The sequence below is a fragment of the Sphingomonas daechungensis genome (genome assembly GCF_014489495.1).
In the GTDB taxonomy this organism is placed as follows: domain Bacteria; phylum Pseudomonadota; class Alphaproteobacteria; order Sphingomonadales; family Sphingomonadaceae; genus Sphingomicrobium; species Sphingomicrobium daechungense.
The window spans coordinates 1,241,503-1,267,634 of record NZ_CP060780.1; the positions used below are offsets into that span (position 1 = coordinate 1,241,503).

17 protein-coding genes, 7 pseudogenes and 1 riboswitch are annotated in these 26,132 nt (G+C 64.4%); of the genes and pseudogenes, 15 read left to right on the forward strand and 9 right to left on the reverse strand.

Annotated elements, in window-relative coordinates; all coding sequences use genetic code 11:
* Window positions 1–2 precede the first annotated feature (2 nt).
* The 5 genes and pseudogenes from rpe (at window position 3) to H9L15_RS06660 (ending at window position 4,589) form a co-directional block, all read left to right on the forward strand.
* The gene (rpe, locus tag H9L15_RS06640) at window positions 3–665 is read left to right on the forward strand and encodes a ribulose-phosphate 3-epimerase (RefSeq protein ID WP_187715599.1); all 663 of its coding nucleotides are present in this window, start codon (window positions 3–5) and stop codon (window positions 663–665) included.
* On the forward strand, window positions 662–2,311 hold the full coding sequence (locus H9L15_RS06645) for a heparinase II/III family protein (protein ID WP_187715600.1): 1,650 nt from the start codon (window positions 662–664) through the stop codon (window positions 2,309–2,311). Before rpe ends, H9L15_RS06645 begins: the two co-directional genes overlap by 4 nt.
* Window positions 2,312–2,329: 18 nt before the next feature.
* A pseudogene (gene purH / locus H9L15_RS06650) lies at window positions 2,330–3,921 on the forward strand (bifunctional phosphoribosylaminoimidazolecarboxamide formyltransferase/IMP cyclohydrolase).
* Between the two features lie 136 nt (window positions 3,922–4,057).
* On the forward strand, window positions 4,058–4,312 hold the full coding sequence (locus H9L15_RS06655; RefSeq protein WP_223276574.1) for a YdcH family protein: 255 nt from the start codon (window positions 4,058–4,060) through the stop codon (window positions 4,310–4,312).
* Window positions 4,313–4,343: 31 nt separating this feature from the next.
* Window positions 4,344–4,589 carry a TFIIB-type zinc ribbon-containing protein gene (locus H9L15_RS06660; protein WP_187715822.1) on the forward strand — a complete coding sequence of 82 codons (246 nt, stop codon included), beginning with the start codon at window positions 4,344–4,346 and terminating at the stop codon, window positions 4,587–4,589.
* Window positions 4,590–4,650: 61 nt separating this feature from the next.
* Here H9L15_RS06660 and H9L15_RS06665 read toward each other — a convergent pair.
* The 5 genes and pseudogenes from H9L15_RS06665 to H9L15_RS06685 all read right to left on the reverse strand — a co-directional run.
* Window positions 4,651–6,134 (reverse strand): annotated as a pseudogene (locus H9L15_RS06665) (lipopolysaccharide biosynthesis protein); the annotation flags it as partial.
* A pseudogene (gene polA, locus H9L15_RS06670) lies at window positions 6,131–8,975 on the reverse strand (DNA polymerase I). The pseudogenes polA and H9L15_RS06665, both read right to left, overlap by 4 nt.
* Before the next feature lie 49 nt (window positions 8,976–9,024).
* Window positions 9,025–9,420 carry an MAPEG family protein gene (locus H9L15_RS06675; protein WP_187715601.1) on the reverse strand — a complete coding sequence of 132 codons (396 nt, stop codon included), beginning with the start codon at window positions 9,418–9,420 and terminating at the stop codon, window positions 9,025–9,027.
* A 312-nt stretch (window positions 9,421–9,732) separates the two neighbouring features.
* Complete coding sequence (locus H9L15_RS06680) at window positions 9,733–10,332, reverse strand: M23 family metallopeptidase (protein WP_187715602.1); 600 nt, start codon at window positions 10,330–10,332, stop codon at window positions 9,733–9,735.
* Window positions 10,333–10,427: 95 nt separating this feature from the next.
* A complete protein-coding gene (locus H9L15_RS06685; protein ID WP_187715603.1) occupies window positions 10,428–10,886 on the reverse strand; it encodes a hypothetical protein in 459 nt (152 codons plus the stop codon).
* A gap of 200 nt (window positions 10,887–11,086) precedes the next feature.
* Between H9L15_RS06685 and H9L15_RS06690 the strand changes: the two genes are divergently transcribed.
* The 3 genes and pseudogenes from H9L15_RS06690 (at window position 11,087) to fdxA (ending at window position 14,172) form a co-directional block, all read left to right on the forward strand.
* Window positions 11,087–13,531: a DEAD/DEAH box helicase gene (locus tag H9L15_RS06690; protein ID WP_187715604.1), complete on the forward strand. Its 2,445-nt coding sequence runs from the start codon at window positions 11,087–11,089 to the stop codon at window positions 13,529–13,531.
* Entirely contained in the window at window positions 13,528–13,779 is a 252-nt protein-coding gene (locus H9L15_RS06695; protein WP_187715605.1) for an RNA-binding S4 domain-containing protein, read from the forward strand. The genes H9L15_RS06690 and H9L15_RS06695 overlap by 4 nt, the downstream gene beginning before the upstream one ends.
* Before the next feature lie 55 nt (window positions 13,780–13,834).
* Window positions 13,835–14,172 (forward strand): annotated as a pseudogene (gene fdxA, locus H9L15_RS06700) (ferredoxin FdxA).
* A 16-nt stretch (window positions 14,173–14,188) separates the two neighbouring features.
* Here fdxA and H9L15_RS06705 read toward each other — a convergent pair.
* The 3 genes and pseudogenes from H9L15_RS06705 to cysD all read right to left on the reverse strand — a co-directional run bounded on the left by H9L15_RS06705 (window position 14,189) and on the right by cysD (window position 17,809).
* Complete coding sequence (locus tag H9L15_RS06705; protein ID WP_262984962.1) at window positions 14,189–14,611, reverse strand: MipA/OmpV family protein; 423 nt, start codon at window positions 14,609–14,611, stop codon at window positions 14,189–14,191.
* Window positions 14,612–15,013: 402 nt separating this feature from the next.
* Window positions 15,014–16,914: pseudogene (gene cysN / locus H9L15_RS06710) on the reverse strand (sulfate adenylyltransferase subunit CysN).
* A pseudogene (gene cysD / locus H9L15_RS06715) lies at window positions 16,911–17,809 on the reverse strand (sulfate adenylyltransferase subunit CysD). The pseudogenes cysN and cysD overlap by 4 nt, the downstream one beginning before the upstream one ends.
* Window positions 17,810–17,916: 107 nt before the next feature.
* Between cysD and H9L15_RS06720 the strand changes: the two are divergent.
* The 4 genes and pseudogenes from H9L15_RS06720 (at window position 17,917) to H9L15_RS06730 (ending at window position 22,016) form a co-directional block, all read left to right on the forward strand.
* On the forward strand, window positions 17,917–18,375 hold the full coding sequence (locus H9L15_RS06720; protein WP_187715607.1) for an EF-hand domain-containing protein: 459 nt from the start codon (window positions 17,917–17,919) through the stop codon (window positions 18,373–18,375).
* A 35-nt stretch (window positions 18,376–18,410) separates the two neighbouring features.
* A riboswitch (TPP riboswitch) is annotated at window positions 18,411–18,520 on the forward strand.
* Window positions 18,517–20,348 (forward strand): annotated as a pseudogene (thiC, locus tag H9L15_RS06725) (phosphomethylpyrimidine synthase ThiC). It overlaps the preceding riboswitch by 4 nt.
* Before the next feature lie 451 nt (window positions 20,349–20,799).
* A complete protein-coding gene (locus H9L15_RS20245; RefSeq protein ID WP_398286809.1) occupies window positions 20,800–21,129 on the forward strand; it encodes a DUF3800 domain-containing protein in 330 nt (109 codons plus the stop codon).
* 260 nt (window positions 21,130–21,389) lie between these two features.
* Window positions 21,390–22,016 (forward strand): hypothetical protein, encoded by a 627-nt coding sequence (locus H9L15_RS06730; RefSeq protein WP_187715608.1) that lies wholly within the window; start codon window positions 21,390–21,392, stop codon window positions 22,014–22,016.
* A gap of 105 nt (window positions 22,017–22,121) precedes the next feature.
* On the opposite strand, the gene H9L15_RS06735 is transcribed toward H9L15_RS06730, so the two are convergent.
* A complete protein-coding gene (locus H9L15_RS06735; RefSeq protein ID WP_223276575.1) occupies window positions 22,122–23,018 on the reverse strand; it encodes an OmpA family protein in 897 nt (298 codons plus the stop codon).
* An 804-nt stretch (window positions 23,019–23,822) separates the two neighbouring features.
* Between H9L15_RS06735 and H9L15_RS06740 the strand changes: the two genes are divergently transcribed.
* The 3 genes from H9L15_RS06740 to H9L15_RS06750 are packed head-to-tail and all read left to right on the forward strand — an operon-like array spanning window position 23,823 to window position 26,091.
* Entirely contained in the window at window positions 23,823–24,740 is a 918-nt protein-coding gene (locus H9L15_RS06740) for an alpha/beta fold hydrolase (protein WP_187715609.1), read from the forward strand.
* Between the two features lie 19 nt (window positions 24,741–24,759).
* Window positions 24,760–25,632, forward strand: a complete 873-nt coding sequence (locus H9L15_RS06745) for an alpha/beta hydrolase (protein ID WP_187715610.1) — start codon at window positions 24,760–24,762, stop codon at window positions 25,630–25,632.
* Window positions 25,633–26,091: a hypothetical protein gene (locus tag H9L15_RS06750; protein WP_187715611.1), complete on the forward strand. Its 459-nt coding sequence runs from the start codon at window positions 25,633–25,635 to the stop codon at window positions 26,089–26,091.
* Window positions 26,092–26,132: the final 41 nt, after the last annotated feature.

Consider the following 26,132-nt stretch of genomic DNA (forward strand, 5'->3'; position numbering starts at 1 on the left):
CGATGGACCGCCCCTTAATCTCGCCCTCGATCCTCTCTGCCGACTTTGCCAGGCTTGGCGAGGACGTCCGCGCAATCGACGAGGCGGGAGCGGACTGGATTCATGTTGACGTCATGGACGGCCACTTCGTGCCCAACATCACCATCGGCCCGGGCGTGGTGAAGGCGCTTCGGCCTCATTCGCAAAAGCCGTTTGACGTCCACCTGATGATCTCGCCGATCGACCTGTTCCTCGACGCATTCGCCGAAGCGGGCGCGGACATCATCACCGTCCACCCGGAAGCGGGGCCGCACCTTCACCGCACGATCCAGCGCATCAAGGGACTCGGCAAGAAGGCCGGCGTCTCGCTGAACCCGGCGACGCCCGCCAAGATGCTCGATTATGTGCTCGACGAGATCGACCTCGTCCTTGTCATGAGCGTCAATCCGGGCTTCGGCGGTCAGAAGTTCATCGCCAGCCAACTGCGCAAGATCGAGGCAATTGCCAACCGCGTCTCCAAGGAAGGTCTCGAAGTCCAGGTCGAGGTCGACGGCGGTATCGATCCTGAAACCGCGCGGCAGGCTGTGGCAGCGGGAGCCACCGTGCTCGTTGCCGGAACCGCGGCGTTCAAGGGCGGACCGTCCCATTACCAGGCCAACATTCAGGCCCTTAGGGGAGACGGATGAGCGCCGATCAATCGGCACAAAGCGCCGTCGTTCGAAAGCTCGCCAAGCGCCCCCTCTTTTCGCGGTTGTTCGCCTCGGGCCGCCAGCCGCTCAAGCTCGTTGCCGTTCCCCGCGACCACGTCCAGGGCGATCGTCAGCGCGGCGAGGCGCTCCTTGCCGGCCGCTTCGTCCTCGGCAGCGAAGCCGTCTCGCTGAGCGATCTCGACTTCGCCGCGCTCGGCACGGGCGGCCCGATGGCCGATGCCCTGCAAGGCTTCTCCTGGCTTCGCGATCTCGCCGCCGCCTCCTCTCGCGAAAAGGGCGCGAGGGTTGCCGAGTCCCTCGCCGGTGGATGGCTGCTTGCGCACGGAACGCGCGTGGACGACGCATGGCGGCCGGACCTTTGGGGCGAGCGCATCCTCTTCTGGACCGCCTACGCACCCTACATCCTGTCGAGCCGCGATTCCGGTTACCGCTCGGCGCTGCTGAACACGTTGGTGCGCGGCGCGCGCCATCTCGACGCCAATGCCGACAAGGCGCTTCCGGGTCTCGACCGGATCACGGCCTGGGCCGGCCTGGTGACCGCGGGGCTGCTGGTCCAGGGTGGAGTGCGGGTGGCCCGAGCCGAGTCCGGACTGGCGCGGGCGCTGTCCACTGCGCAGTTCGAAGATGGTGGCCTCATCAGCCGAACCCCGTCCCAGCAGGCGCTGCTCGTCGATCGCCTTGCGCTGCTGCGTGCGTCTTATTTTGCCGCCAAGCAAAGCCTGCCCGATACGATCGAGGCGGCCGCTGCCGCCGCATTAGCCGCGCTCCATGGCGTCACCATGGGCGATGGCGGACTGTCGAGCTGGCAGGGTGGCAACCATGGCGAGCCTGCCCGCCTCCACGCCCTCATCGAAGGTTGCGGCCTGCGCGCTCGGCCGCTTCGGCAAGCACGCGGCTGGGGTTACCACCGCCTCTCTGCGCTCGGCACAGTCATCGTCATTGATGCCGCTCCGCCGCCACCGGCAAAGATGGCACCGAGCGGCTGTGCGTCGACGCTGGCGTTTGAAATGTCGGACGGACCGCAGCGGCTGGTGATCAATTGCGGCGGCCCCGGCGCGCTGCCAACGGCACTTCCGCCGGAGCTGGTCGAGGGCCTCCGCACGACCGCCGCCCACAGCACGCTCGTCGTCTCCGATACCAATTCGACCGCGATCATGCCCGACGGCTCGCTCGGCAAGGGTGCCGAAGACGTGACGATCTCACGCTCGGAGGACAATGACTGCAGCCGGCTCGAAGCTAGCCACGACGGCTACGTGCGCGGCTTCGGCCTCGTCCACAAGCGCAGCCTGATGCTCGGCAACGACGGCAAGGAAATCCGCGGCGCCGACCAGATGATCGCCAAGGGTCGCCGCAAGATCCGCGATGCTGCGCCTTATGCCATCCGTTTCCATCTCGCTCCCGGAGTTGAGCCGACGATTACCGCCGACCGCATGGGAGCGATCTTGCGCTCGCCGGGCGCCCCGCCCTGGAACTTCCGCTGCCGCGGCGCGAACCTCACCGTCGAGGAAAGCCTGACGATCGACAGTCGCGGCCGGATGGTGCCTACAACTCAATTGGTGATTCAGGGCGAAGTCGCCGCTATCGGCGGCGAGGTTGCCTGGCAGTTCCGCCGCTCGAGCTGAACCAAACAAGGAATAGACATGACCGATCTCGTGCCCGTCAAAAGGGCGCTCATCTCTCTTTCCGATAAGTCCGGCTTAGACCGCCTTGCGGAAGGCCTGGCCAGGCGAGGCGTGGAGCTGGTTTCGACCGGCGGCACCGCGGCAAAGCTGCGAGAGCTCGGCAGTGACGTTCGCGACATCTCCGACCTGACGGGATTTCCCGAGATGATGGACGGCCGAGTCAAGACTCTTCACCCGAAGGTCCACGGCGGCCTGCTCGGTGTCCGCGACAACCCGGAGCATGCTGCGGCGATGGAGGAGCATGCGATCGCACCGATCGATTTGGTCGTGGTGAATCTCTATCCCTTCGAAGCCACTGTGGCGCGCGGTGCGGACCGTGACGAGATCATCGAGAACATCGATATCGGCGGCCCGTCGATGGTGCGCTCGGCGGCGAAGAACCACGCGCATGTCGCCATTGTCACCGATCCGGCCGACTACGACGAATTGCTCGCGGAGCTGGATGCAAATGACGGCGCGACGTCATACGAATTCCGCAAGCGCCTTGCTGCCAAGGCCTATGCGCTGACGGCGGCCTATGATGCGACCATTTCGCAGTGGTTCGCTTTCGCGGACCAGCGCGAGCGCTTTCCAGAGACCTGGACTCGGGCCAGCCGATTGCTGATGCCGCTCCGCTACGGCGAGAATCCGCACCAGAAGGCGGCCCTCTATGAACCGATCGGCCCGCATGCTCCCGGAATCGCGCAGGCGAAGCAGATCCAGGGCAAGGAGCTCAGCTACAACAATCTCAACGATGCCAATGCCGCGCTCGAGCTCGTCGCCGAATTCCGCGACGGTCCGCCAACGGTGGTTATCGTCAAGCATGCTAACCCGTGCGGGGTCGCGAGTGCCGACACTCTCCTCGATGCATGGAACGCCGCGCTGGCCTGCGACAGCGTGTCGGCGTTCGGGGCATCGTCGCTACCAATCGCACGCTCGACGCGGCGACCGCGGAAGCGATCACACAAATCTTCACTGAAGTCGTCGTCGCTCCTGATGCCGACGAGGACGCCAGGGCGATCTTCGCCAGGAAGAAGAACCTCCGCCTTCTGCTGGCCGGTGGACTGCCTGATCCCAGGCGGCCGGGCGGCACGGTCGCCGTGATCGCCGGCGGCATCCTCGTGCAGGATCGCGACAACGGCTTCGTCACCCGCGACGAACTCAAGGTGGTGACCAGGCGCCAGCCGACCGAGGACGAGATCCGCGACTGCCTGTTCGCCTGGACGGTCGCCAAGCACGTGAAATCCAACGCAATCGTCTATGCCAAGGACGGCTCGACCGCGGGCATCGGCGCAGGCCAGATGAATCGCCGCGACAGCGCCCGCATTGCCGCCGCCAAGGCGAAGGAGGCGGCCGAAACCTACGGCTGGCCGGAACAGCGAACGGTGGGATCGGCCGTGGCCTCAGACGCTTTCTTTCCCTTCGCCGACGGCCTGCTCGCCGCTGTCGAAGCCGGGGCGACCGCAGTCATCCAGCCCGGAGGATCGATTCGCGACGACGAAGTGATCGCCGCTGCCGACGAGGCTGGGCTGGCGATGGTCTTCACCGGAATGCGCCATTTCCGCCACTGAGCCAGCTTCCGCAACGGCCTGGCCCGCCGCTCTTGAAATCCCGCGACTCCAACCGCACCTATTACGAGCGGACCGGGCCCCTCTGGCGCGCCCAAGCCATTGTGGCGCGTGATGTCGGACCGCATCGGATGATCCGATGCGTGACGAGGGCGGTTCGACTTCCCCAGCAACAGCGGATCCTCCGATCGAACCTTGGTTTGATAGAGAGGAAGGACATATGCGTCCCCGTTTGTATCGATTGCTCGAACTGCACCAGCGCATCGACGAGGCCCTTCGGCGCGAACTGAAGCTCCGCTGGCCCGACCCGTTCAGGGTCTCCACGCTCAAGAAAAAGAAGCTGCGGGTGAAGGACCGGATCTTCCGGCTGACGCCGCAATTCCAAAGCGCCTGATCGGAGAGACATCGTGAACGCACCACACGGTATGACCTGCCCGGTCGACGGCGCGACGCTCGTCATGTCCGAGCGCCAGGGCATTGAGATCGATTATTGCCCGACTTGCCGAGGCGTCTGGCTGGACCGCGGCGAACTCGACAAGATCATCGAGCGATCAGCCGCGGATCTCCCCCAGCAGCCTCGACCCTTCACTGAGCAAAGGTCGGGTTACGATCGCGACCATTACAAGCACGGACGGAAGCGAAAGTCCTTCCTCCACGAATTGTTCGACTAGCGGACGACATCTCCAGTCGTTCCGGGGCGGGTATCTCGAGCTCCTGAAGCTCTTCGATATCCGCCTTCTTCATCCGGAACAGCTCGCGGTCCTCGGCCTTGAACCCCTTGGTCCAGAGGACTGCGCCAAACGCGATGAGGATGCCGGGGATTCCGAACACCAGCTCGGCCCACTCGGGTAGGAAGGTCGCTAGCCAGCCGACCACGGTTCCGGCGGCGGCCGCCCAAACCAACGGCCATCGCCAGCCGTTTACGCGCGCGCCAAGAATGCCGCGCAGCAGCCGCGATTTCGCCACTGCCGCAAAGGCCAGCGCCAGCATCAGGGCGACCGCCGGCCCGGTCGCCTGGAACATGACCGGAAGATCGAACGCCCGCATGCCGAGGATCAAGGCGACGGCGAGGCCGCCCTCGAGCGCCAGCATGGCGATGCTGATCAGCATGTTGCGATGCCGCGCGACGTATATCAGCGCTGCCTCACTCACCGCCGCCATGGCCGCTACGACTTCGGCACCGAGCAGGAAGGCGAGGGCCGCCGTGCCCGCAACGAACGCCGGGCCGACCAGTCCCATCACCGCTTCGCCCGGAATGGCGAGCGCGAGGGCAACGCCAAGCTGCGCGCCGATGACCCAGAAGCCGACCTGCCGCACTTGCTTTGCGACCGCCGCCTTGTCGCCGTCCTTGAGGTTCCGGGCGATGACCGGGCCGAGGATCGGGTCGAAGCTGGTTTTCAGCTTGGCGGAAGGGACGCGACATTCTGCGCCACGTAATAAATGCCGACGACCTTCGGCGCGAAGAACAGGCCGAGGACCGCGATGTCGATCCGGCGTGAGCCCCACTCGACCGCGTCAGCTGCAGCCACCGGCACATTTCGCCGGGCCATCTTCCAAAGGGTCCGTGGATATGGCCGCCACCCCCGCGCTACGCCGTAGCTTCTCATGAAGGGAACGACCGACGCGATCAGCGCGGCGACCATCGACAGTACGTAAGAGATGATCAGGCCGTCGCGCAGGGAAATGTAGGACCAGGCGAAGGCGGCGGCGCTGATGGTGATCGGCTCGACAATGGCTCTCGCTCGGACGGTCGAGGTGACGTCGTGACGGTAGGCCAGAGCGGCAAGCATGATGTCGGACCAAGCTAGCGCGATGATGGTAATGGGAAGCAGCCATTCGAGCCCGGTCAGCTCGCTGTTCGGGAACATCGCCTGTGGGAAGACCATCAGGATCCCCATGGCGATGGCCGAGCCTATCGCCGCAACCAGCAGGCCGTCCCACGCCACGCACACGTGTTCCTTCTCGGTATTGGCGAGCTGCTGTGCCAGGCCCCGCTTCAGGCCGAGCGTCGCCAGCTGCGCCGCGAACTCGACGATCAGGATTGCGTAGGCGAACCGTCCGAGCGCCTCGGCGCCGTAAATGCGGCCGGCGATGAACAGGAACGGCAGCCGCGCGGCAAGCCGGACGCAGAATCCCAGGAAGTTGATCCGGCCGCCTCGGGCGAGCGCCGCAAGATCTGCGGGCGGTGAAGTGTCGGCGGGTGCTGCTGTACTCAATGCGCGGCGCCCCAATGTTCACCCCAGCCGACCTCAACGTCGAGGGGAACATCGAGTTTCAACGCAGGCTCCGCTGCAGTCTCCATCACGCGGCGAACCACGGCAGCCGCCTCTTCCTCGCGACCGTCAGGGACCTCGAACACCAGTTCGTCGTGCACCTGCAGGAGCATGCGGACGCCATCGAGGCCCGCCTCGGCAAGCGCATCGTCCATCCGCGCCATCGCCCGCTTAATCAGGTCGGCGCTGGTCCCCTGGATCGGCGCGTTGATCGCCGCCCGCTCGGCGCCGCCGCGGATCGACGGATTGGGTGACCGGATGTTCGGGTAGAAGTGCGTCTTCCGGCCGAACAAGGTCTTCGTATAGCCGTTCTGCCGGACGAAATTCAGCGTGTAGTCCATGTAGGCGCGAATGCCGGGAAGCGCTCGAAGTAGCGCGCGATGATCGCGGAGCCTTCTTCTTTCGAAACGCCCATCCGCGACGCGAGGCCCCACGCAGAAACGCCGTAGAGGATGGCGAAGTTCACCGTCTTCGCCTTGCCGCGCGTGTCGCGGTCCACCGTGCCGAAAAGCTCCTCGGCCGTGATGTTGTGGATATCGTCGCGGTTCTGGAAGGCTTCCTTCAGCTGCGGAACGTCGGCCATGTGCGCGGCGATGCGCAGCTCGATCTGGCTGTAGTCGGCGCTCATCAGCACGTAGCCCGGCTCGGCCACGAAGGCGTCGCGAATCTTGCGGCCGAGCTCGGTGCGGATCGGAATGTTCTGCAGGTTCGGGTCGTTCGAAGATAGACGCCCGGTTTGCGCTCCGGTCAGGCTGAAGCTGGTGTGGACGCGTCCCGTCTCGGGATTGATCTGCGCCTGCAGCGCCTCGGTGTAGGTCGAGCGCAGCTTGGTCAGCTGACGCCAGTCGAGCACCAGCCGCGCGACGTCGACCCCCTCGCCTGCCAGCCGCTCCAGCTCGTTGACGTCGGTAGAATAGTGCCCGCTCTTCCCCTTGCGCCCGCCCTTCAGCCCGAGCCGCTGGTACAGCACGTCGCCAAGCTGCTGCGGCGAGCCGATCGTGAAGGGCCCTGCGCGACCTCGTAGATGTTGGCCTCGAGCTTCGCGATCTCTTCGGAGAACGTCTTGCTGAGGCCGGCGAGGTAGTCGCGGTCGACCTTTACGCCGCGACGTTCCATCCGCCCGATGACAGGGATCAGGGGCTGGTCGACGCGCTTGTATACACGCTCCGCATGCTCGGTGGTCATGCGGGGTTTCAGCCGCTGCCAGAGACGGAGCGCAATGTCCGCGTCCTCGCCGGCATACTCGGTCGCTTCCTTCAGCGGCACCTTGTCGAAAGTGATCTGCTTGGCACCCGTCCCGCACAGCGACTTGAAGCTGATGCAGTCATGCTCAAACTGAGACTTGGCGAGGTCGGTCAGATTGTGGCCAAAGCTTCGGCCCGCATCGAGGTCGAAGCTCATCAGCATCGTGTCGTCGTACGGAGCGACGTCGATGCCGGACTTGTCGAACATCACCCAGTCATACTTGAGGTTGTGTCCGATCTTCAGGACCGACGGGTCCCCCAGCAGCGGCTTCAGCTTGTCGAGGACGAGCTGCAACGGAAGCTGGTTCGGCGTTTCCGACAACAGGTCCACGCCGACGTGGCCGACGGGAATATAGCAGGCGCGGTTCGGCGCGGTCGCGAGGCTGATCCCGGCGAACTTGGCAATGATGCAGTCGATGCAGTCTGTCTCGGTATCGACCGCGACATAGCCTTGCTTGCGAGCCTCCTCGATCCAGCGGTCGAGTGCGGCTTCATCGGTCACCGTCTCATATTTCGAGACGTCGACCTCGATTTTCTCCGGAGCTTCCGGCTCCGCAATCTTTGAGACCGGCTTGCGGTCGAGTGCCGCAATGACGTCATTGCGGACGGTCGCGCCGGTCTGCTGCGGGCCGCCGACCATGCGGTTGAGCAGGGTCTTGAAGCCTTGCTCCTCGAGGAACTCACGCAACGGCTGGGGTGGAATGCCCTTCAGTGCAAGGTCTTCGAGCGGCTCCGGCAGCGGAGCGTCGCACACAAGCCGAACCAGCTCGCGTGACAGCCGCGCATCGTCGGCATGCTCGATCAGATTCTGCTTGAGCTTCGGCTTCTTGATCTCCTCGACCGCGGCGAGGACACCTTCGACGCTGCCATATTCCTGGATGAGCTGCGTAGCTGTCTTCGGTCCGACGCCCGGCACACCGGGGACGTTGTCGACGCTATCGCCCATCAGCGCGAGGACTTCCCCGACTTTCTCAGGCCCAACACCGAACTTCTCATTGACCGCGGCTTCGTCGATCCGCCGATCGTTCATGGTGTCGAGCATGTCGACATGCCCGTCATCGACCAGCTGCATCAGGTCCTTGTCGGAGCTGACGATGGTAACCTTCCAGCCCGCATTCTTCGCTGCCATCACGTAGCAGGCGATGATGTCGTCGGCCTCGAGCCCCGCCTTTTCGATGCAAGGGATCGAGAAGGCGCGCGTGGCAACGCGTATCAAAGGAAACTGCGGGACGAGGTCTTCAGGCGGCGGCGGGCGGTGCGCCTTGTACTGGTCGTACATCTCGTTGCGATGCGTATGTTCGGACGCATCGAGGATGACGGCCATATGGGTCGGCCCCTCGGCCTGCTTCAGCCCGTCGGCGAGCTTCCACAGCATGGCCGTGTAGCCGTAGACGGCGCCGACGTTCATGCCGTGCCGGTTCGTCAGCGGCGGCAGGCGGTGATAGGCGCGGAAGATGTAGCTGGACCCGTCGACAAGATAGAGGTGGTTGGTCACCTCCGCTGCGGTCGCGGGCGCTTCGACGGTTTCGACTTCGGACATGAACGAGGGGTTTAGCAGTCTGTTGAGCGGATGCCAGCCGCTGAGGCGACTAGCCGAAAAGCAACGGGCTCAGCACCAGGGCAAGGCCGGTCAGGCTGACCGCAAATGCCAGCGTCCGCCACCCCGGCACACCAAAGGCGTAGAGCGGAAGATAGATAAGTCGCGCGCCCAGCCATACCCAGCCGCCGATCGCGGTCCACGCGCTCGTTCGCCCGGCGATCACGACGCCGAGTAGCGCGACCACTGCGATCGGGAAGGTCTCCTGGAAGTTCGCCTGCGCACGGGCCAGTCGTCCGGCGACCGGATTGAGCGGCGGCTGCGCCTCGTCGCGCGCACCCATGTTCCACTTCGTGCCATATTGCCGGGTCTTCAGATGAACTGCGGCGAAGATGTGAACGAGCAGCAATACGGCGCCAAGCGCCGCAATCTTCAGTTCAACAGGCACTGCCATTCCCCCACGGTTTTAACACCACCTAACATATGTAGAGGACGCAGCCGAGACGAGGGTCCAACTTCGCGGCGTGAACGTTGTAGAACTGAAGGTCAGGCTGGACCGGATTCTCGCGGAGGAAAGGCGAAGGAGCGGTCGACTGGGAAATCGTAGAAGACCAGTCGAACAAGTTGCTGGGGAATTGCCGGCGCCGATCCCCCTTGTGGTCGAGGCGTACCTGCTGGGGTCAAGCCGGCGTCGCGAGGACGGCGTCTTCGCGCATGCCCAGCGCAGCCAGCTGCTGAGCTTTCTGCGCAATACGCCCTCCTAGAGCAGCGCGGGCGCGGACTTCTGCTTGAGCGGGATCGAAACGATTTGCTTGAGCTTCGCCTTGAACGCCGCCAGCTGCGGCCCTTCGAAAACTGGCCTGCTCACCAGCCGGGCGGTGAGCGGGTCGACCGGACGCCCGCCCATCCGGACTTCGAAGTGAAGATGCGGACCGGTGGAAAGGCCTGACGAGCCGACATAGCCGATGACCTGCCCCTGCCGAACCATCGTCCCGGCTTGCGCGACCATGGCGCTCATGTGCGAATAGGTGGTCATCAGGCCGCCTTCGTGGACGATCCGGACCTGACGCCCGTACCCGCCCGTCCAGCCCGCGCCGACGACCTGGCCATCGGCGGCGGCGACGATCGGGCTGCCCCAGGCGGCGCCGAAGTCGATGCCCGCGTGGAAGCGGTTGAAATGCAGGATGGGATGATAGCGATTGCCGAAGCTGGAAGTGATGCGACCGGCGACAGGCGCCATCAGCCCTGCGGAAGCCTGCTGATCGGCAGCACCGTCGAACCAGCCGGTCTGACTGTTGACGATCCACTTCATCATCTGGACATCGCTGTACTGCGCCCGGTCGAGCCCGGCGTAGAGCAACGTGTCCGGCTCGCCATTCTTCCCCGGAATGACGGCAAAATCGAACCGGTCGAACGGAGCGACTTCGCCGACGTCGATCTTGGTCGCGATCGCCTTCAGATAATCCGCGGCAATGGTCGGGCTCGCTCCGGCATTGCGCAGCGACCAATAGAGCCGCCGGCGACATCGCCGTTGATGCGGCGAATGCCGTTCAGCTCGCCGACCTGGATTCCGACTGGCTTGGGGATCGGCGCCTTGACTGCGCCCGGGTTGGCGAGGTCGCTCAGCTGCGCATTGCGGATCGTGCCCTTGGGCGTTTCGGCGACCTTGCTGGCGATGAAAGTCTCAAAGCCGGGCGCCAGGAAGAAGGCGAGGGCGAACAGTCCGGCGAGGGTCGCGGCGCCGCGGAACCAGCGCCAGCCGATTTCCTCGGAATGAAGGTCGACGACAAGATTGACCGGCTTGCGCTCGGCGCGCCGTCCGAACTCGCGCGTTTCTTCGGCGGACGCTCGCGGGAACACGACGATCTCGGCCGTCTCGGCCGCGCCCTCCCAGGCATCCCGCGCATGAAGCATCTGAAATTTCCTCGCCCTTCCAAGGGCGTGATGCGCAGAACACGGTTAATGACCGTTTAAAATCGCTCCACCCGTCGAAGGAACCTTGCGCTTCTTCGGAGCGCTGCCACATTCGTGTTTGCAATGCGCCGTCCTGACGCTCCGGTCCGGGCCATCCTGGGCCCACCAACACCGGCAAGACCCACCTCGCCATTGAGCGGATGTGCGCACATTCGTCCGGCGTGATCGGCTTTCCGCTGCGGTTGCTGGCGCGCGAGGTCTACGAGCGGGTCAAGGCGCTCAAGGGTGAGAAGCAGGTCGCGCTGCTGACCGGGGAGGAGCGCATCGTGCCGCCTCAGGCGCGTTACGTGCTCTGCACCGCGGAATCGATGCCGGTCCGCACCGGCCGCGACGATCGGCCGAAGGAAGGGCCGTTTCCTGACCAGTTCGCCTTCGCCGCGATCGACGAGGCCCAGCTCGGCATCGATCCGGAGCGCGGCCACGTGTTCACCGACAGAATGCTCCGCGCGCGCGGGCGCGAGGAGACCTTGATCCTCGGCTCCGACACGCTGAGGCCGATCATCCGTGAACTCCTCCCGGAGGCGGAGATCGTCAGCCGCCCGCGCTTCTCGACCCTTCGCTATGCCGGCAACGTCAAGCTTTCCCGCCTGCCGCCGCGCTCCGCCGTGGTCGCCTTCTCGGCGGAGCAAGTCTACGCGCTCGCTGAAATGCTGCGCCGGTTCAGAGGCGGCGCGGCGGTAGTCATGGGCGCATTGTCGCCAGCAACGCGCAACGCGCAGGTCGCCATGTTCCAGCGCGGCGAGGTCGATTACCTCGTCGCCACCGATGCCATCGGCATGGGCCTCAACATGGACGTCTCGCACGTCGCCTTCGCCGGCCTCGAGAAGTTCGACGGTCGCCGCGACCGTCGACTGACCATCTCGGAGATGGCGCAGATCGCCGGCCGCGCCGGACGTCACCAGCGCGACGGCAGTTTCGGCACGCTCGGCCTCGGCGGCGACGAGGGCGCGACATTCTCGGACGAAGAGATCACCGCGATCGAGGAGCATCGCTTCCGCCCGCTCGACTTCATCTACTGGCGCAATCCCGAGCTCGACTTCACCGACGTCGGCTCGATGATCCGCAGCCTCGAGCTGAAGAGCGACGATCCGCTGCTTCGCCCGGCGCCCGAAGCCATCGACCTTGCCGTCCTCAAGCAGGTTGCGCAGGATCCCGTCGTCGCTGCCAAGAGAGGCGTCGCCGCCCGGCGTCTCTGGGCAGTGTGCGGCCTGCCTGACTTCCGCAAGGTTGGCCCGATGCACCATGCGCGCATGGTCCGCCGCCTGTTCTCCTATGTCGGCGAAGGTGGCCACGTGCCCCACGAATGGTTCGCTGCCGAGGTCGCCCGGCTCGACAACGTCAACGGCGACATCGAGGCGCTCGCCGACCGCCTCGCCGGAGTCCGGAGCTGGGCTTACATCGCTCACCGCGCCGACTGGCTCGCCGATCCGGCCAAATGGGCCGAGCGCACGCGCGAGGTCGAGGCGCGCCTGTCCGACGCATTGCACGAGCGGCTGACCCAGCGCTTCGTCGATCGCCGGACCGCCGTGCTTGTCCGAGACATCGGCGCACGCGGCAGCGACGCCTTGCCGGTCACGGTTGCCGCCGACGGCGAAGTGAGCGTCGGTCCCGAACCGATCGGCCACCTCGCCGGCTTCGACTTCCGTGTCGACCCCTCGGCTCGCCTCGCCGACAAGAGGCTGCTGCTGGCCGCGGCCGAGCGGCGCCTCGGTGACGAGCTCGACCGTCGCGCGAAGTCGCTGGTCGAGGCTCCGGACCAGACTTTCGAACTTGTCATCGAATCCGACGGCCGGCCTGCCGTGGGTTGGCAGGGCAATGTCCTGGCCCGGCTCGCTCCGGGCCGAGCGTTGCTGGAACCCGCGATCCGGACCAGCCGCGCGCTCGACCAGCTCTCTGCCGCCCGCCGTGCCGAGCTTCGCGCACGCCTCGAAACCTGGCTGGAAGCGCAGGTCGAACGAAACCTCCGATCGCTGAAGAAGCTGGGTCTCGCAGCGACCGACCGCTCCAGCTCTGCAGGTGTCCGTGCGCTTGCGGCGATGCTCGGCGATGCCGGCGGCGTCCTTCCCCGCCGCGCGCTGGCAGCCTCGATCGCCATCCTCGAGCACGACGACCGCAAGACGCTTCACAAGCTCGGCATCAGGCTCGGGCCGCTGGACGTCTTTGTTCCGGCGCTGCTCAGGCCTGCATCCCAGCAATGGCGCGCGATCCTCCAGTCGGTGCGTACCAACCAGCCGATGCCGGCGCTTCCGCCGCCTGGCGCATCGACGCTCGATGGTGAGGCGGACGCACGCGGAGCAGCCTTCGCCTACCGTCGCGTTGGCCGGCAGTGGCTTCGCATCGACCTCGCCGACCGCCTCGCCAGCCACGCGCACAAGGTTCGCTCCGCCGGTGGCGACCAGCCCGTCGATTCCGAGCTGGCGACGTCGGTCGGGCTAGACGAGGCATCGGTCGCAAGGCTGATGGACGAAGTCGGCTTCGCCCGGTCGGGCGAGGCCTGGAAATGGCGCGGCCGCCGACCGCCCCGCCGCGAGCAGCGCAGTGCCGGTTCGCACGCATTTGCGGAGCTCGCGAAGCTGAAGACGTGAGGCTCGATCTCTTCCTTCATCGCATCCGGCTGGTGAAGAGCCGCACGCTGGCGCAGGCCCTGATCGAAACCGGCTACGTCCGGGTCGACGGCAAGCGGATCGAGAAGACAAGCCAGCAGATCGAAGTGGGCAGTGTGGTCGCCTTGCCGCTCCAGGGCCAGATCCGTGTCCTCAAGGTTCTCGTCCTTCCGGCCCGCCGCGGCCCGCCGGGCGAGGCGCGGCTCTGTTACGAGGAGGTCGGCGATTGACGAGGCTTTCGCGCGCCCTTAGCGAATTGACCCGAAAGAGGGAGTCCGACCTGCCATGACCTACGTCGTCACCGACGCATGCATCCGCTGCAAATATATGGACTGCGTCGAGGTCTGTCCGGTCGACTGCTTCTACGAGGGCGAGAACATGCTCGTCATCAATCCCAACGAATGCATCGACTGCGGCGTTTGCGAGCCCGAGTGCCCTGCGGAAGCGATTCTCCCGGACACCGAGAGCGGCCTCGAAAAATGGTTGGAGCTCAACTCGACCTATTCCGCCGAATGGCCGAACATCACGCGCAAGAAGGACAGCCCGCAGACGCCGACGAGCACAAGGGCGAAGAAGGCAAGTTCGACAAATACTTCTCTGCCGATCCCGGCAGCGGCGACTGAGTACGCCCAGCGCCGATCAGCGCTTGATGATGAAGGTGTAGTTCAGGCCGATCCCGCCCGAAAGCTGGTTACGTGAACCGAGATCGCGAATGACCGGCGACTTGGCGGCATCGCCGACCAGGCGCTCGTAGCGTCCATAGCCGAAAATGCCCCACCGCGAGCTTAACTGGTAGGACAGGCTGCTTGTCGCGGCGAGGGCGTAGATTCCGCCGCTGGGTCGATATTGCGGCAGGCCAGACGTCACGCTGTCCGCGGGACTGACACCGAAATAGGCGCGCTGGAATTTCGAGTCCGAGAAGAGCACGCGAGGTCCGATCGCGAAGACGTAGCGGTCGCCATCGCGCGAGACGTAGTCGGCTCCGACCGATCCAAGCAGGCCATCGTGACCGCCAAAGCCCTTTCGCAAGTCCGCGCGAATGCGGAAGGATTCTCCCGCCATATATTGCACGAACCCGCCGCCCTCGAACGTCGTCGGACCTTCTTGAGCGGCAGATCGAGATCGGAGACGCTCCTCTTTCGCTGCAAATTGACCGCGGGCCCGACCGAGAAGCCATTTTTCGAAAACAGCTTCACGCCGATTGGATCATCGGGCGATCCAAAGCCGAAGGGATTGGTTCCTTTCGCGAAATCGGCGTCGACGATCGGCCGCACTTGGAAGTCCTCAGAGCCGATGAAGACCGGCTGGACCATGGCGCCGAGGCCGACGCGAACGCGATAGTCGTTCTCGTCTTGGGCAAGGGCTGGTGTCGAGAAGGCGAGAAGCGCGGCGCAGGCCAGATAGCGAGTCATGGGGATCGAAACTGCCGGGATCGCAGTTTTGTTTCGGACCGCTATCATGTTTCTAAAGCCTCCCTCGCTTGCGCAATTCGTCGATGATCGTGGTTGCCGCATCGTCCGCACTGATTGCGGTTGTGTCGATTGTAATCTCCGCATCGTCAGGCTCCTCGTAAGGACTGTCGATGCCCGTGAAGTTCTTGATCTCGCCCGCCCGCGCCTTGGCGTAGAGGCCCTTCGGGTCGCGCTGCTCGGCATCGGCCAGCGGGGTATCGACGAACACCTCGATGAACTCGCCTTCGGGCAGCATCTTCCGCACCAGCTCCCGCTCTGCGCGGAACGGCGAAATGAAGGCGGTCATCACGATGAGGCCCGCATCGGTCATCAGCCGGGCGACCTCGCCCACGCGGCGGATATTCTCGATGCGATCGGTGTCGGTGAACCCGAGATCGCGGTTGAGGCCGTGGCGAACGTTATCGCCATCAAGCAGGAATGTGTGGCGGCCAAGCGCAACCAGCTTCTTCTCGACCAGATTGGCAATGGTCGACTTGCCCGACCCGGACAGGCCCGTGAACCACAGCACCGCCGGCTTCTGGCCTTTGAGCGTCGCATGAGTTTCACGGCTGACGTCCAGATGCTGGCGATGGATATTGAGCGAACGCCGGAGCGCGAAGTGCAACATGCCGGCCGCGACAGTCGCGTTGGTCAGCTTGTCGATCAGGATGAAGCCGCCGAGCGCGCGGTTGGGCGAGCCATTCTCGACCGCGTAAGGCTCGAACACGATTTCGCGATCGGTCGCAATCTCGGCCACGCCGATGCCATTGAGTTCCAGCGTCTTGGCCGCGAGATGCTCGAGCGTGTTGACGTTCACTTCGTACTTCGGCTGCTGGACCGTTGCCGTGACCGTCTGCGTGCCGAGCTTCATCCAGTAGCCGCGGCCCGGCAGCATCTCATGCTCGTCCATCCACACGATCGTCGCTTCGAACTGGTCGGCGACCTCCGGCGGATTGTGCCCGGCGGCGATGACGTCGCCGCGCGAGCAATCGACTTCATCGGCGAAGGTGAGGGTGACCGATTGGCCGGCGACTGCTTCGTCGAGGTCGCCGTCTTCGGTCACGATCCGCGCAACTTTGGTCGTCCGCCCGGACGGCAGCACGCGAACGTCCATGCCTCGCGTCACCGCCCCGATGCGACCTGGCCTGCAAAGCCGCGGAAAGACAGGTCCGGCCGGTTGACCCATTGGACAGGGAAGCGGAACGGTTTCTCCGCATCGGCAGCGACGTCGAGCGGAACGGTGTCGAGATATTCGAGCAGGCTCGGTCCATCGTACCAGGGCATGCGCTGGCTGCGTTCGCCGATATTGTCGCCGCCCAGGCCCGAGACCGGGATTGCGACCCAATCCCTGATCCCGATCTTGTCCGCGAACAGCCGGTAATCGGCGGTGACCGCGTCGAACGCCGCCTGGTCGAAGTCGACCAGGTCCATCTTGGTCACGGCGACGACGAAATGCCGGATGCCGATCAGCTGGGCGAGGTAGGAGTGACGCTTGGTCTGTGTCAGCACCCCCTTGCGCGCATCGACCAGCAGCACGGCTAGGTCGGCGGTCGACGCGCCGGTGACCATGTTCCGCGTGTACTGCTCATGCCCCGGCGTATCGGCGACGATGAACTTGCGCTTCTCGCTGGCGAAGAAGCGGTAGGCGACGTCGATGGTGATGCCTTGTTCGCGCTCCGCCGACAGTCCATCGACCAGCAAAGCAAAGTCGATGCCCTCGCCCTGCGTGCCGTGCTTCTTGCTGTCCGCCTCGAGCGTCGAAAGCTGGTCGTCGAAGATCTGCTTGGTGTCGTAGAGCAGCCGGCCGATCAGCGTCGACTTGCCGTCATCCACGCTGCCGCAGGTGATGAAGCGCAGGAGCTCCTTGCGCTCCTGCTCGGCGAGCCACGACGCGACGTCCACGGGGGCGTTCAAAAGTAGCCCTCCTGCTTCTTCTTCTCCATGCTCGCCGCGCCGGCGTCCCGATCGATCGCCCGCCCCTGTCGCTCAGACGTCGTCGTCACCAGCATTTCCGCGACAATCTCCTCGACCGTGCACGCAGCGCTCTCCACCGCTCCGGTCAGCGGATAGCAGCCCAATGTCCGGAACCGCACTCGCCGCATCTGCGGCTGCTCGCCGTTCAGAGGGATGCGCTCGTCATCGACCATCAGCAGCAGGCCGTCGCGCTCCACCACCGGCCGCTCGTCGGCGAAGTAGAGCGGCACGATCTCGATATTCTCGCGCAGGATGTATTGCCAGACGTCGAGCTCGGTCCAGTTGGAGATCGGAAAAACGCGGACGCCTTCGCCCTTGTTCTTGCGCATGTTGTACAGCGACCAGAGCTCCGGCCGCTGCCGCTTCGGGTCCCAGCGGTGGTTCCTGTCGCGGAAGCTGAAGATGCGCTCCTTCGCCCGGCTCTTCTCCTCGTCGCGCCGCGCCCGCCGAACGCCGCGTCGAACCCGTACTGGTCGAGAGCCTGCTTCAGCCCTTCGGTCTTCCACATGTCGGTGTGCGCCGGCCCATGCTCGAACGGGTTGATACCCAGCCGCTCGGCTTCCGGATTTTTGTAGACGATCAACCTCACTGCCGGATCGGCCCCGACCTTGTCGCGCAGTTCGTACATCGCGCGGAACTTCCACGTCGTATCGACATGCAGCAGCGGGAAGGGCAGCGGCCCTGGGAAGAACGCCTTCTTCGCCAGGTGTAGCATGACCGCTGAATCCTTGCCGATCGAATAGAGCATCACCGGGCGATCGGCCTCGGCGACCGTTTCGCGCATGATGTGGATGCTCTCGGCCTCCAGCCGATCGAGATGGGTCAGCGCACGCATTGGACGCGTGATGCCGCGACACGATAGAATAGGGAAGTGGGCGATTCACGCCTCCGCAATCCCGCGGCGGGTATGTGGGATGCCATTCCACGCTCACAGGAGGCGTCGTGTTCAGAGTCTTGACCCTTGCGCTTGGCCTTTCGGCCGCGGCCGTTTCGTCCGCCCAGGCGCCCCAGCCGACCACCCGCGCCGACCTGCAGAAGAAGATCGACCAGAACTTCGACGTCGGTGACAAGAACAATGACGGCTTCCTCAGCCGCGCCGAAATCCAGGGCGTCGCCGGCAAGGCGGCCGAGCCGATCGTCGCGAAGATGGAGCAGGAATTCGCGCAGATGGACCGCGACAAGAATGGCCAGGTCAGCCTCGCCGAGTTCAAGGCGGCGGCGATGGCCAAGCTTGCCGGCAACGCCCAGGCGACGCTCGACAAGTTCGACCGCAACAAGGACGGCAAGGTCAGCCAGTCCGAGTTCCGCGCACCCTTCATGGCCAATTTCGACCGCGCCGATCTCAACAAGGATGGCCTCGTTTCGGCGGACGAAGCGCGCAAGGCGACGGGCGGCAAGTAAGCGGCTGGCGCGCCGCCTTTCACGCGCCTAAGGACACGACTTCCCTGGGGGAGCGGTGATCGCCGCTTGAGAGGCCAGCACGAGCTGGCGACCCATCGAACCTGATCCGGCTGACACCGGCGTAGGGAGAAGGAGAGTCCAATGGCCGACGTCCCGGCACGCACCGAGCTTAAAGTCACCACCGGCGCCATTCGCGGCAGCCGCAAGATTCACGTCGGCAACCTCGGCGTCGCCATGCGCGCCGTCGACCTCGAACCCTCGTCCGGCGAGCCGCCCGTCACGCTCTACGACACCAGCGGCCCCTATTCGGACCCGAAGGCCCGCATCGACATCATGGCCGGCCTGCCCGAGCTCCGCCGCGACTGGATCCGCGCCCGCGGCGACGTCGAGGAAGTCGCCCAGCGCGAGGTCCGCCCGAGGACAACGGTCAGCTCGGCCCCGACCGCAGCGGCGGCGTCCAGCCTTTCCCCAACGTCCGCAAGCGCGTCCTCCGCGCCCGTCCCGGCGCCAACGTCACGCAGATGCACTATGCGAAGCGCGGCATCGTTACGCCCGAGATGGAATATGTCGCCATCCGCGAAAACCTCGGCCGCGAGGCTGCGCTAAACGCCCCACGCGACGGCGAAGACTTCGGCGCTGCAATCCCCGACTTCGTCACCCCTGAGTTCGTCCGCGACGAGATCGCCCGCGGCCGCGCCATCATCCCCAACAATATCAACCACCCTGAAAGCGAGCCGATGGCGATCGGTCGCAACTTCCTGGTCAAGATCAACGCCAACATCGGCAACAGCGCCGTCGCCTCCGACGTCGCGTCGGAAGTCGACAAGATGGTGTGGGCGATCCGCTGGGGCGCGGACACGGTTATGGACCTGTCGACCGGCCGCAACATCCACGACACGCGCGAATGGATCATCCGCAACGCGCCCGTACCGATCGGCACCGTCCCCATCTACCAGGCGCTGGAGAAGGTCGGCGGCATCGCCGAGGATCTGACGTGGGAGGTCTACCGCGACACGCTCATCGAGCAGGCCGAGCAGGGCGTCGACTATTTCACCATCCACGCCGGCGTCCGCCTGCCCTACGTGCCGCTGACCGCAAAGCGCGTCACCGGCATCGTCAGCCGCGGCGGATCGATCATGGCGAAATGGTGCCTCTCCCATCACAAGGAGAGCTTCCTCTACGAACGCTTCGACGAGATCTGCGAGATCATGAAGGCCTACGACATCGCCTTCTCGCTGGGCGACGGCCTTCGCCCCGGAAGCATCGCCGACGCCAATGACGAAGCGCAGTTCGCGGAGCTCTACACGCTCGGCGAGCTGACGAAGACCGCGTGGGAGCACGACTGCCAGGTGATGATCGAGGGCCCGGGCCACGTGCCGATGCACAAGATCAAGGAGAACATGGACAAGCAGCTGGAAAGCTGCGGCGAGGCGCCCTTCTACACTTTGGGCCGCTGACCACCGACGTTGCGCCGGGTACGACCACATCACCAGCGCGATCGGCGCGGCGATGATCGGCTGGTTCGGAACGGCGATGCTTTGCTACGTCACGCCGAAGGAGCATCTCGGCCTTCCCGACCGCGACGACGTGAAGGTCGGCGTCGTCACCTACAAGCTCGCCGCCCACGCCGCGGACCTGGCGAAGGGCCACCCGGCGGCGAAGGCGCACGACGACGCACTGTCACGCGCCCGCTTCGAGTTCCGCTGGCGCGACCAGTTCAACCTGTCGCTCGATCCGGAAACGGCGGAGCAGTACCACGACCAGACGCTCCCCGCCGAAGGCGCCAAGACCGCCCACTTCTGCTCGATGTGCGGCCCCAAGTTCTGCTCGATGAAGATCACTCAGGAGGTGCGGGACTTCGCTCGGATGCAGGAGCAGAAGGCGGCATCAGCGGACGCGGACGAAGGCATGGCCGAGATGAGCAAGCGCTTCCACGAAGGGGCGGCGAGCTCTACGTGCCGGCAGCGGAGTAGCTGGAATCCTTGTCGGGGAGCATGTCTGTGCTCTCCTTCCAACTATGGAATTCGTTCCGCCAAGTAAGCGGTATCGCCTGTTCTTCGACGAAACAGGAAATGGCGACCTCGCTGCAGCCGAGAAGGCTCCTAATGAGCGATATCTCAGTCTCACCGGTCTTGTGATCAGGCAAGACCGCCACGACAACTACGTCACCAGGCGCTTGAACTTTCTCAAGGAATCAATCTTCGGAGATACGAGAGCCAAGCCATTGGTTCTGCATCGTCGGGAAATCGTACGGCGGGAGAACAATTTCGCAATTTTACGAAATGAAAGGATTGCTCGTGAATTCGACGCGCGACTAGCTGCTTTGGTAGCCGAGGGGTTACTTGCGCGTTCACGGCGTCAATCGACAAGCTTGAACACAAACGGAAGTATGTTGTCTGGCAGTATAGCCCTTATCATTACGTAATGGAGTGCCTCGTTGAGCGCTTCGTAAAGTGGCTAACCAAGAATGGCCATGTAGGTGACGTAATCGGCGAAGCGCGTAACCCAACACACGACAAGCATTTAAGGCGAGCCTACAGGCGACTTTATCAACGCGGTAATGCCTTCCACACTCCCGAACAAATCCAGTCCCGTCTAACGACTGGCGAACTCAAGCTTGCGCCAAAAGATGCGGACATTGCTGGATTGCAATTAGCGGACGTCTTGGCTCACCCAGCACATCGCGCATTGAAGATTTCCCAACTGAGGAGCAACCGCCGCAAGATTTTGGTACCTTGCTGTCCGATATTCTGATGAGGAGTATTTACGACCGAGACGGCAAGGGGCGCGTACCTGGTTATGGCACGAAGTGGTTGCCGTAAAAGTAGTGCGGGGCCTGAAGCCCCGCGCGATCGCGTTTCACGATCTCCCTTCGACCTTAGCCGAATTGGCTCAACACATAGACTTTTCTGGGTCAATCGTCAAGATTCTCAGCGGGATTCCAATGACTTATTGGGTTAACCATCTAACCCATTGAAAGAATCCAACATTTTGCAGTCAGTAAAGGCTATTGGGTGACAGCACTACAGAATTGGCAGCCAGCAATCGGTTCTTTCCTAGCGCTGATTGCCATCTTCATCGCGGCTTCCGTTGGCTTCTGGTTCAACCGGAAACGCGACGCAGACCTGCGTAAGGATGAGGCCAAATCAATAGCTGCGGCACTCTATGCTGAAGCGGTCACCCTTCAGCGAGTTACGGCGCGCATGGCCAACTTGGTGGCTAGGCGTCATCAGGGGAAGGGTCTCGGCCGTCGCCGTGACGGGTTCGATGCTCATTTTTTCGAGCTAGTTCCAATGCCGCCAGCGTCCATCTTTGCTGGCCTTTCCGCTCAGATCGGCAAGCTTCCCGCAAGCATACTGCTTGGAATGGCTGAATTTCACTCAACCTACGAGGAGGCAAGGTATTGGCTTCCGCGGCTCGAGGACAAAGAGGAGAGAGGCTTTTCGTACAGCGTCTTGGCCGTGCTGCGTCCGGCTTTGACAGCAGTCGAAGGAGTGCAGTCAACGTTGGCCGAAATAGAGGCCTTCGCAGGCATTTCACCCGCATCCAAATTGCCTGATCTCAGAGAGGCGAAAGACGTCTTCCAATGGGAAGAAGAGTGGTGGACCGAGGCTCGGCAACAAGATGGCGAGGGTTCATGAGAGAAATCGAAGGCATCGCCTGCGTTAGAGGAATGGAAGCGCTGACCGGGCAGGCGATGGGCATCCTTCGAAATCGGGGGTGGGCCGAAGCCCACCCCACAGGGTTCAGCCGCCCTCGCGTTCCTCGACGGCCTTGCTGACGAGGATGTTCACCGCGACGCGGCGGTTCTGCGCCTTGCCTTCGGCGGTATTGTTGTCCGCCGCCGGGTCCGCCTCGGCCATGCCGGTCGGCGTCAGCATGCGATAGGGCGCCCAGCCGCAATGCTGCTGCAGATAGTTGACGACCTTGCCGGCGCGCCGCTCGCTGAGGACCTGGTTATAGTCCTCGCTTCCGACCGCGTCGGTGTAGCCGACGACGAGCAGCAGCGCGTTGTCCATGCCCTTGGCTTGCGACGCGGCCGCGCACAGCTGCTGTTCCTCGTCACGCGACAGCGCCCACTTGCCGGTGTCGAAGTAGATGTTGGTCGTGCCCTTGACGTTATACTGGTCGATATCGCCGAAGCGCCCGCGCAGCGCCTCGGTCGCCGCCGCATTCTGGGCAATGGCCGTATCGTGCTCGCCGAAGCGCTGGGCGGTCCCGTTGCGGATCATCGAGGCAGTCGCGAGGTTCTTGTTGCTGAGCCTCACCTGGCTCGCCACCAGGCCGCCGTTCCATTGCACGGTCTTGACCGTGACCGGCAGCCCGTTGAGCAGCGAGTCCGCGCCAAGCTTGCTCTTGTCGAGGCCCAGGAAGCCCCCGCTGGACTTGATGTCGGTGACCTCGGCGACAAGGACCGGCGTGCGGTTGCCGTCGGCCCCGGTGACCTGCATCAGCGCGCCCTTGCGCGCGGAAATGATGCCCTGGACGTCGGGTCCCTTGGGCAGGCCGGCCAGATCGGTCGGCATCTGGCCCGTCACGGTAATCGCATTCGGATCCTGCACTTGCGCGGCAAGGCCGCTCCACGCCGGCACCGCCACCGCGGCTAGCAACAACGGAACTGTCGATCGTTTGAAAATATTCACTTGAATTCGCTCCTTCGAATGGACCGGATGGACGGGTTCGGGAGCCCTGTCCGGCCATGGCGCGTCGGGCGGTCAGAACGACATTCAACGCACTCAACAGATTGTGGAATGCAGCCCCGCGCGAACGCTCCGGACGGCCGACTGTTCAGCTTAACCTTGCTGCCAGATGAACGAAATCGCACCCTGTTTAGGGACCGTTAAGTTAAGGGCTGATCCGGCCTATCGGAGGGCGGGCCGTTGCGGCGCAGCGTCAGCTCGGCTCGCAATTCGCTGTCCTACATGACGCTTTTTGTGCTTCATCCTGCGCTTGCCGATGGGAACGAAGCGCGGTCAGGGCCGCTTAGCCTCGCGAAGCCGAAGGAACGCCATGAGCTACCGCAATCAGACTGCCGATTGGTCCCGCCTCATGTTCGACGCGTCTCGCCTGTGGCGGAGGCCGGGCGGTGATGACACTGCGCTACTGGCGGGTGATGGCCGGCGGGGCCGCCGCCGCCCACGAGCTCGAGCGAATGGTGACGGAAAAGGTCGAAGCCGGGCCGAGCTGACCCGGGCGCTCGCCGGTGGCAGCGTGCGAAGTCCGGAGGCCGCGACGCGCAAGGCGCTTTCCGTTTATGGCCGGCATGTTCGTGGAAATCGCTGCCGGCTCCGCTGACAGAAGTGCACCGTTAGTGCGAACATTGGGACCATTCGCGGCCCAGGCACATATCTCCTGTCGTTAATTTGGGTTAAGCGATTGCCTGACCGGTCGCGCGTTCGAGTCGCGTAGGGGTTCGCGCCGGACTCCCTCCTTCAGGTGGAGTGCCCATGTCGTTGCGCCTCGCGTTCTTCGCGTTTTCCCTCGCCCTCGCCGTTCCCGCCAGTTCTGCCGTCCCGCCCTATCCCGCGAGCTTCCACACGCAGGAGATCACGACCAACGGCGCGACCATCCATGTCCGCGTCGGCGGCAAGGGACCGGCGGTTGTTCTCCTTCACGGCTATGGCGAAACCGGCGACATGTGGTCTCCGCTCGCTGCCGAGCTGGTCCGCGACCACATGGTCATCGTCCCCGACCTGCGCGGCCTCGGCCTGTCGTCGAAACCCGCCGGCGGCTTCGACAAGAAGACGCAGGGCGAAGACGTCGCCGTCGTCCTCGACAAGCTGGGCGTCGGTCAGGCCGATGTCGTCACTCATGACATCGGCAACATGGTTGGCTTCGCCTTCGCGATGGAGCATCCGGACCGCGTCCGCCGCTTCGTCCTGATCGATGCTCCGGTCCCCGGCGTCGGTCCGTGGGAGGAGATCCTCAAGAACCCGTTGCTCTGGCATTTCCGCTTCGGCGGGCCGGACATGGAGCGCCTGGTCGCTGGCCGAGAGCGCATCTACCTCGACCGCTTCTGGAACGACTTCTCCGCCGACCCGAAACATTTCGACGAGGCGAGCCGCGAACATTATGCGAAGCTCTACGCCTTGCCCGGTGCGATGCATTCCGGCTTCGAGCAGTTCCACGCCTTCGACCAGGATGCGATCGACAACCGCGCCTGGCTCGCCAGCAAGGGCAAGCTCACCATGCCGGTGCTCGCTCTCGGCGGCGAGAAGAGCTTCGGCGACCAGATGGCGGTGGTGATGCGCGCGGGAGCGACGAACGTCACCGGCGGCATCGTGCCCGGCTCGGGCCATTGGATCATGGAGGAAAATCCGGCCGCGACCGTGCAATTGGTTCGCGCCTTTCTCGACAAGCCGTGAACCGTTTGAGGAGACAAGGATGAGCACGCTTTCCGAACAATGGCTGGACGGCACCGCCGGCCGCATCTTCACCCGCCACTGGGAACCCGACGGAGAGGTCCGCGCAAACCTCGTCATCTGCCATGGCGTCAACTCGCACGGCGGCCAGTACATCCGCGCCGCCGAGGAGTTCGCTTCGCGCGGCATTGCCGTCACCGCGCTCGACCTGCGCGGCCGCGGCAAGTCGGACGGCGAGCGCTTCTATGCGGAGAGCGTTGACGACTATGTTTCCGACCTCAGCCTGGCGGTCGAGCTGGGCCGTTCGAAGCATCCCGACTTGCCCGTCTATTTGCTCGGCCACAGCGCGGGCGGCGTGACGTCGGTTAGCTACTCGCTCGACTACCAGGACCGCATCGCCGGCCTGATCTGCGAGAGCTTTGCCTTTCGGGTGTTCGCCCCGGATTTTGCGTTGAAGCTGCTCGAAGGCGCCAGCCACGTCGCGCCGCACGCCCATGTGCTGAGGCTGAAGATGGAAGACTTCTCGCGCGATCCGAACTGGGTGGCGCGGCTGAACGCCGACCCGCTCACGCTCGACGAGGTGCAGCCGGTGGCAACCGTCGCGGCTCTCGCCCGCGCCGGCGAGCGGTTCGAGCGCGAGTTCGGCCGGATCACACTGCCGGTCCTGATCCTCCACGGGACCGCGGACCATGCAACTCGCCCCGACGGCAGCGAGCAATTCTTCCGCGAGGCCGGCTCGAGCGACAAGACGCTCAAGCTCTACGACGGCCACTACCACGACCTCCTCAACGACCTCGGCCGCGAGAAGGTACTGGACGACATCGTCGCCTGGATCGACGCACGCCTGACGGCAGAAGTGGACCTGCCGATGGCGGGACCTGTCATCGCAAGCTGAGTGTACGGAACCGACGGGAATCTCATCGATTCCCCCTTCATGACCCGCATCATCTTTCGCGATCTCGCCCCAGTATCCGAGGTTGAGCGCCAGCTCGCTCTTCACGCTCGCGACCGACTGCTTGACGATGCTGTCGAGGAACTGCCGCACCTTATCGACGAGGCATCGCTGGCCCTGTTCGGGATCACGCAGCGCGACACGTTCTACTGGGCGCTGCCGGATCCAATTCGCGCCCGCTACAGCCGGGCCGAGTGGGAGGATCAGTTCGACGTCCTCGGCCACTACTCGCGCGATCCCAATGCCCAGTGGGCCGCGTTCGATCTCGACCTTCGGTGCGAGGAAGGCGGGCGGCTGTACTGCCTTGAGGTGTTCGGTCGGCAACTCGTTTGCGCGATCCGCGGCCTCCATCCGCAAGCGGTGATTGCGTTCGCTGAGGGAAAGAGGGCGGAAGCGGCCTAGCGCCGAAGTTTGCGCCGAGGCCGCGCCGCACTTAGGATTCA

Excerpts from the sequence above, each read along its gene's own strand:
- rpe (WP_187715599.1), top strand. The coding sequence starts at position 3 with ATGGACCGCCCCTTAATCTCGCCCTCGATCCTCTCTGCCGACTTTGCC.
- H9L15_RS06645 (WP_187715600.1), top strand. The coding sequence starts at position 662 with ATGAGCGCCGATCAATCGGCACAAAGCGCCGTCGTTCGAAAGCTCGCC.
- H9L15_RS06655 (WP_223276574.1), top strand. The coding sequence starts at position 4,058 with ATGCGTGACGAGGGCGGTTCGACTTCCCCAGCAACAGCGGATCCTCCG.
- H9L15_RS06660 (WP_187715822.1), top strand. The coding sequence starts at position 4,344 with ATGACCTGCCCGGTCGACGGCGCGACGCTCGTCATGTCCGAGCGCCAG.
- H9L15_RS06685 (WP_187715603.1), bottom strand. The coding sequence starts at position 10,886 with ATGCTTCATGCGCGGGATGCCTGGGAGGGCGCGGCCGAGACGGCCGAG.
- H9L15_RS06690 (WP_187715604.1), top strand. The coding sequence starts at position 11,087 with ATGTGCGCACATTCGTCCGGCGTGATCGGCTTTCCGCTGCGGTTGCTG.
- H9L15_RS06705 (WP_262984962.1), bottom strand. The coding sequence starts at position 14,611 with ATGGCGGGAGAATCCTTCCGCATTCGCGCGGACTTGCGAAAGGGCTTT.
- H9L15_RS20245 (WP_398286809.1), top strand. The coding sequence starts at position 20,800 with ATGGAGTGCCTCGTTGAGCGCTTCGTAAAGTGGCTAACCAAGAATGGC.
- H9L15_RS06740 (WP_187715609.1), top strand. The coding sequence starts at position 23,823 with ATGTCGTTGCGCCTCGCGTTCTTCGCGTTTTCCCTCGCCCTCGCCGTT.
- H9L15_RS06745 (WP_187715610.1), top strand. The coding sequence starts at position 24,760 with ATGAGCACGCTTTCCGAACAATGGCTGGACGGCACCGCCGGCCGCATC.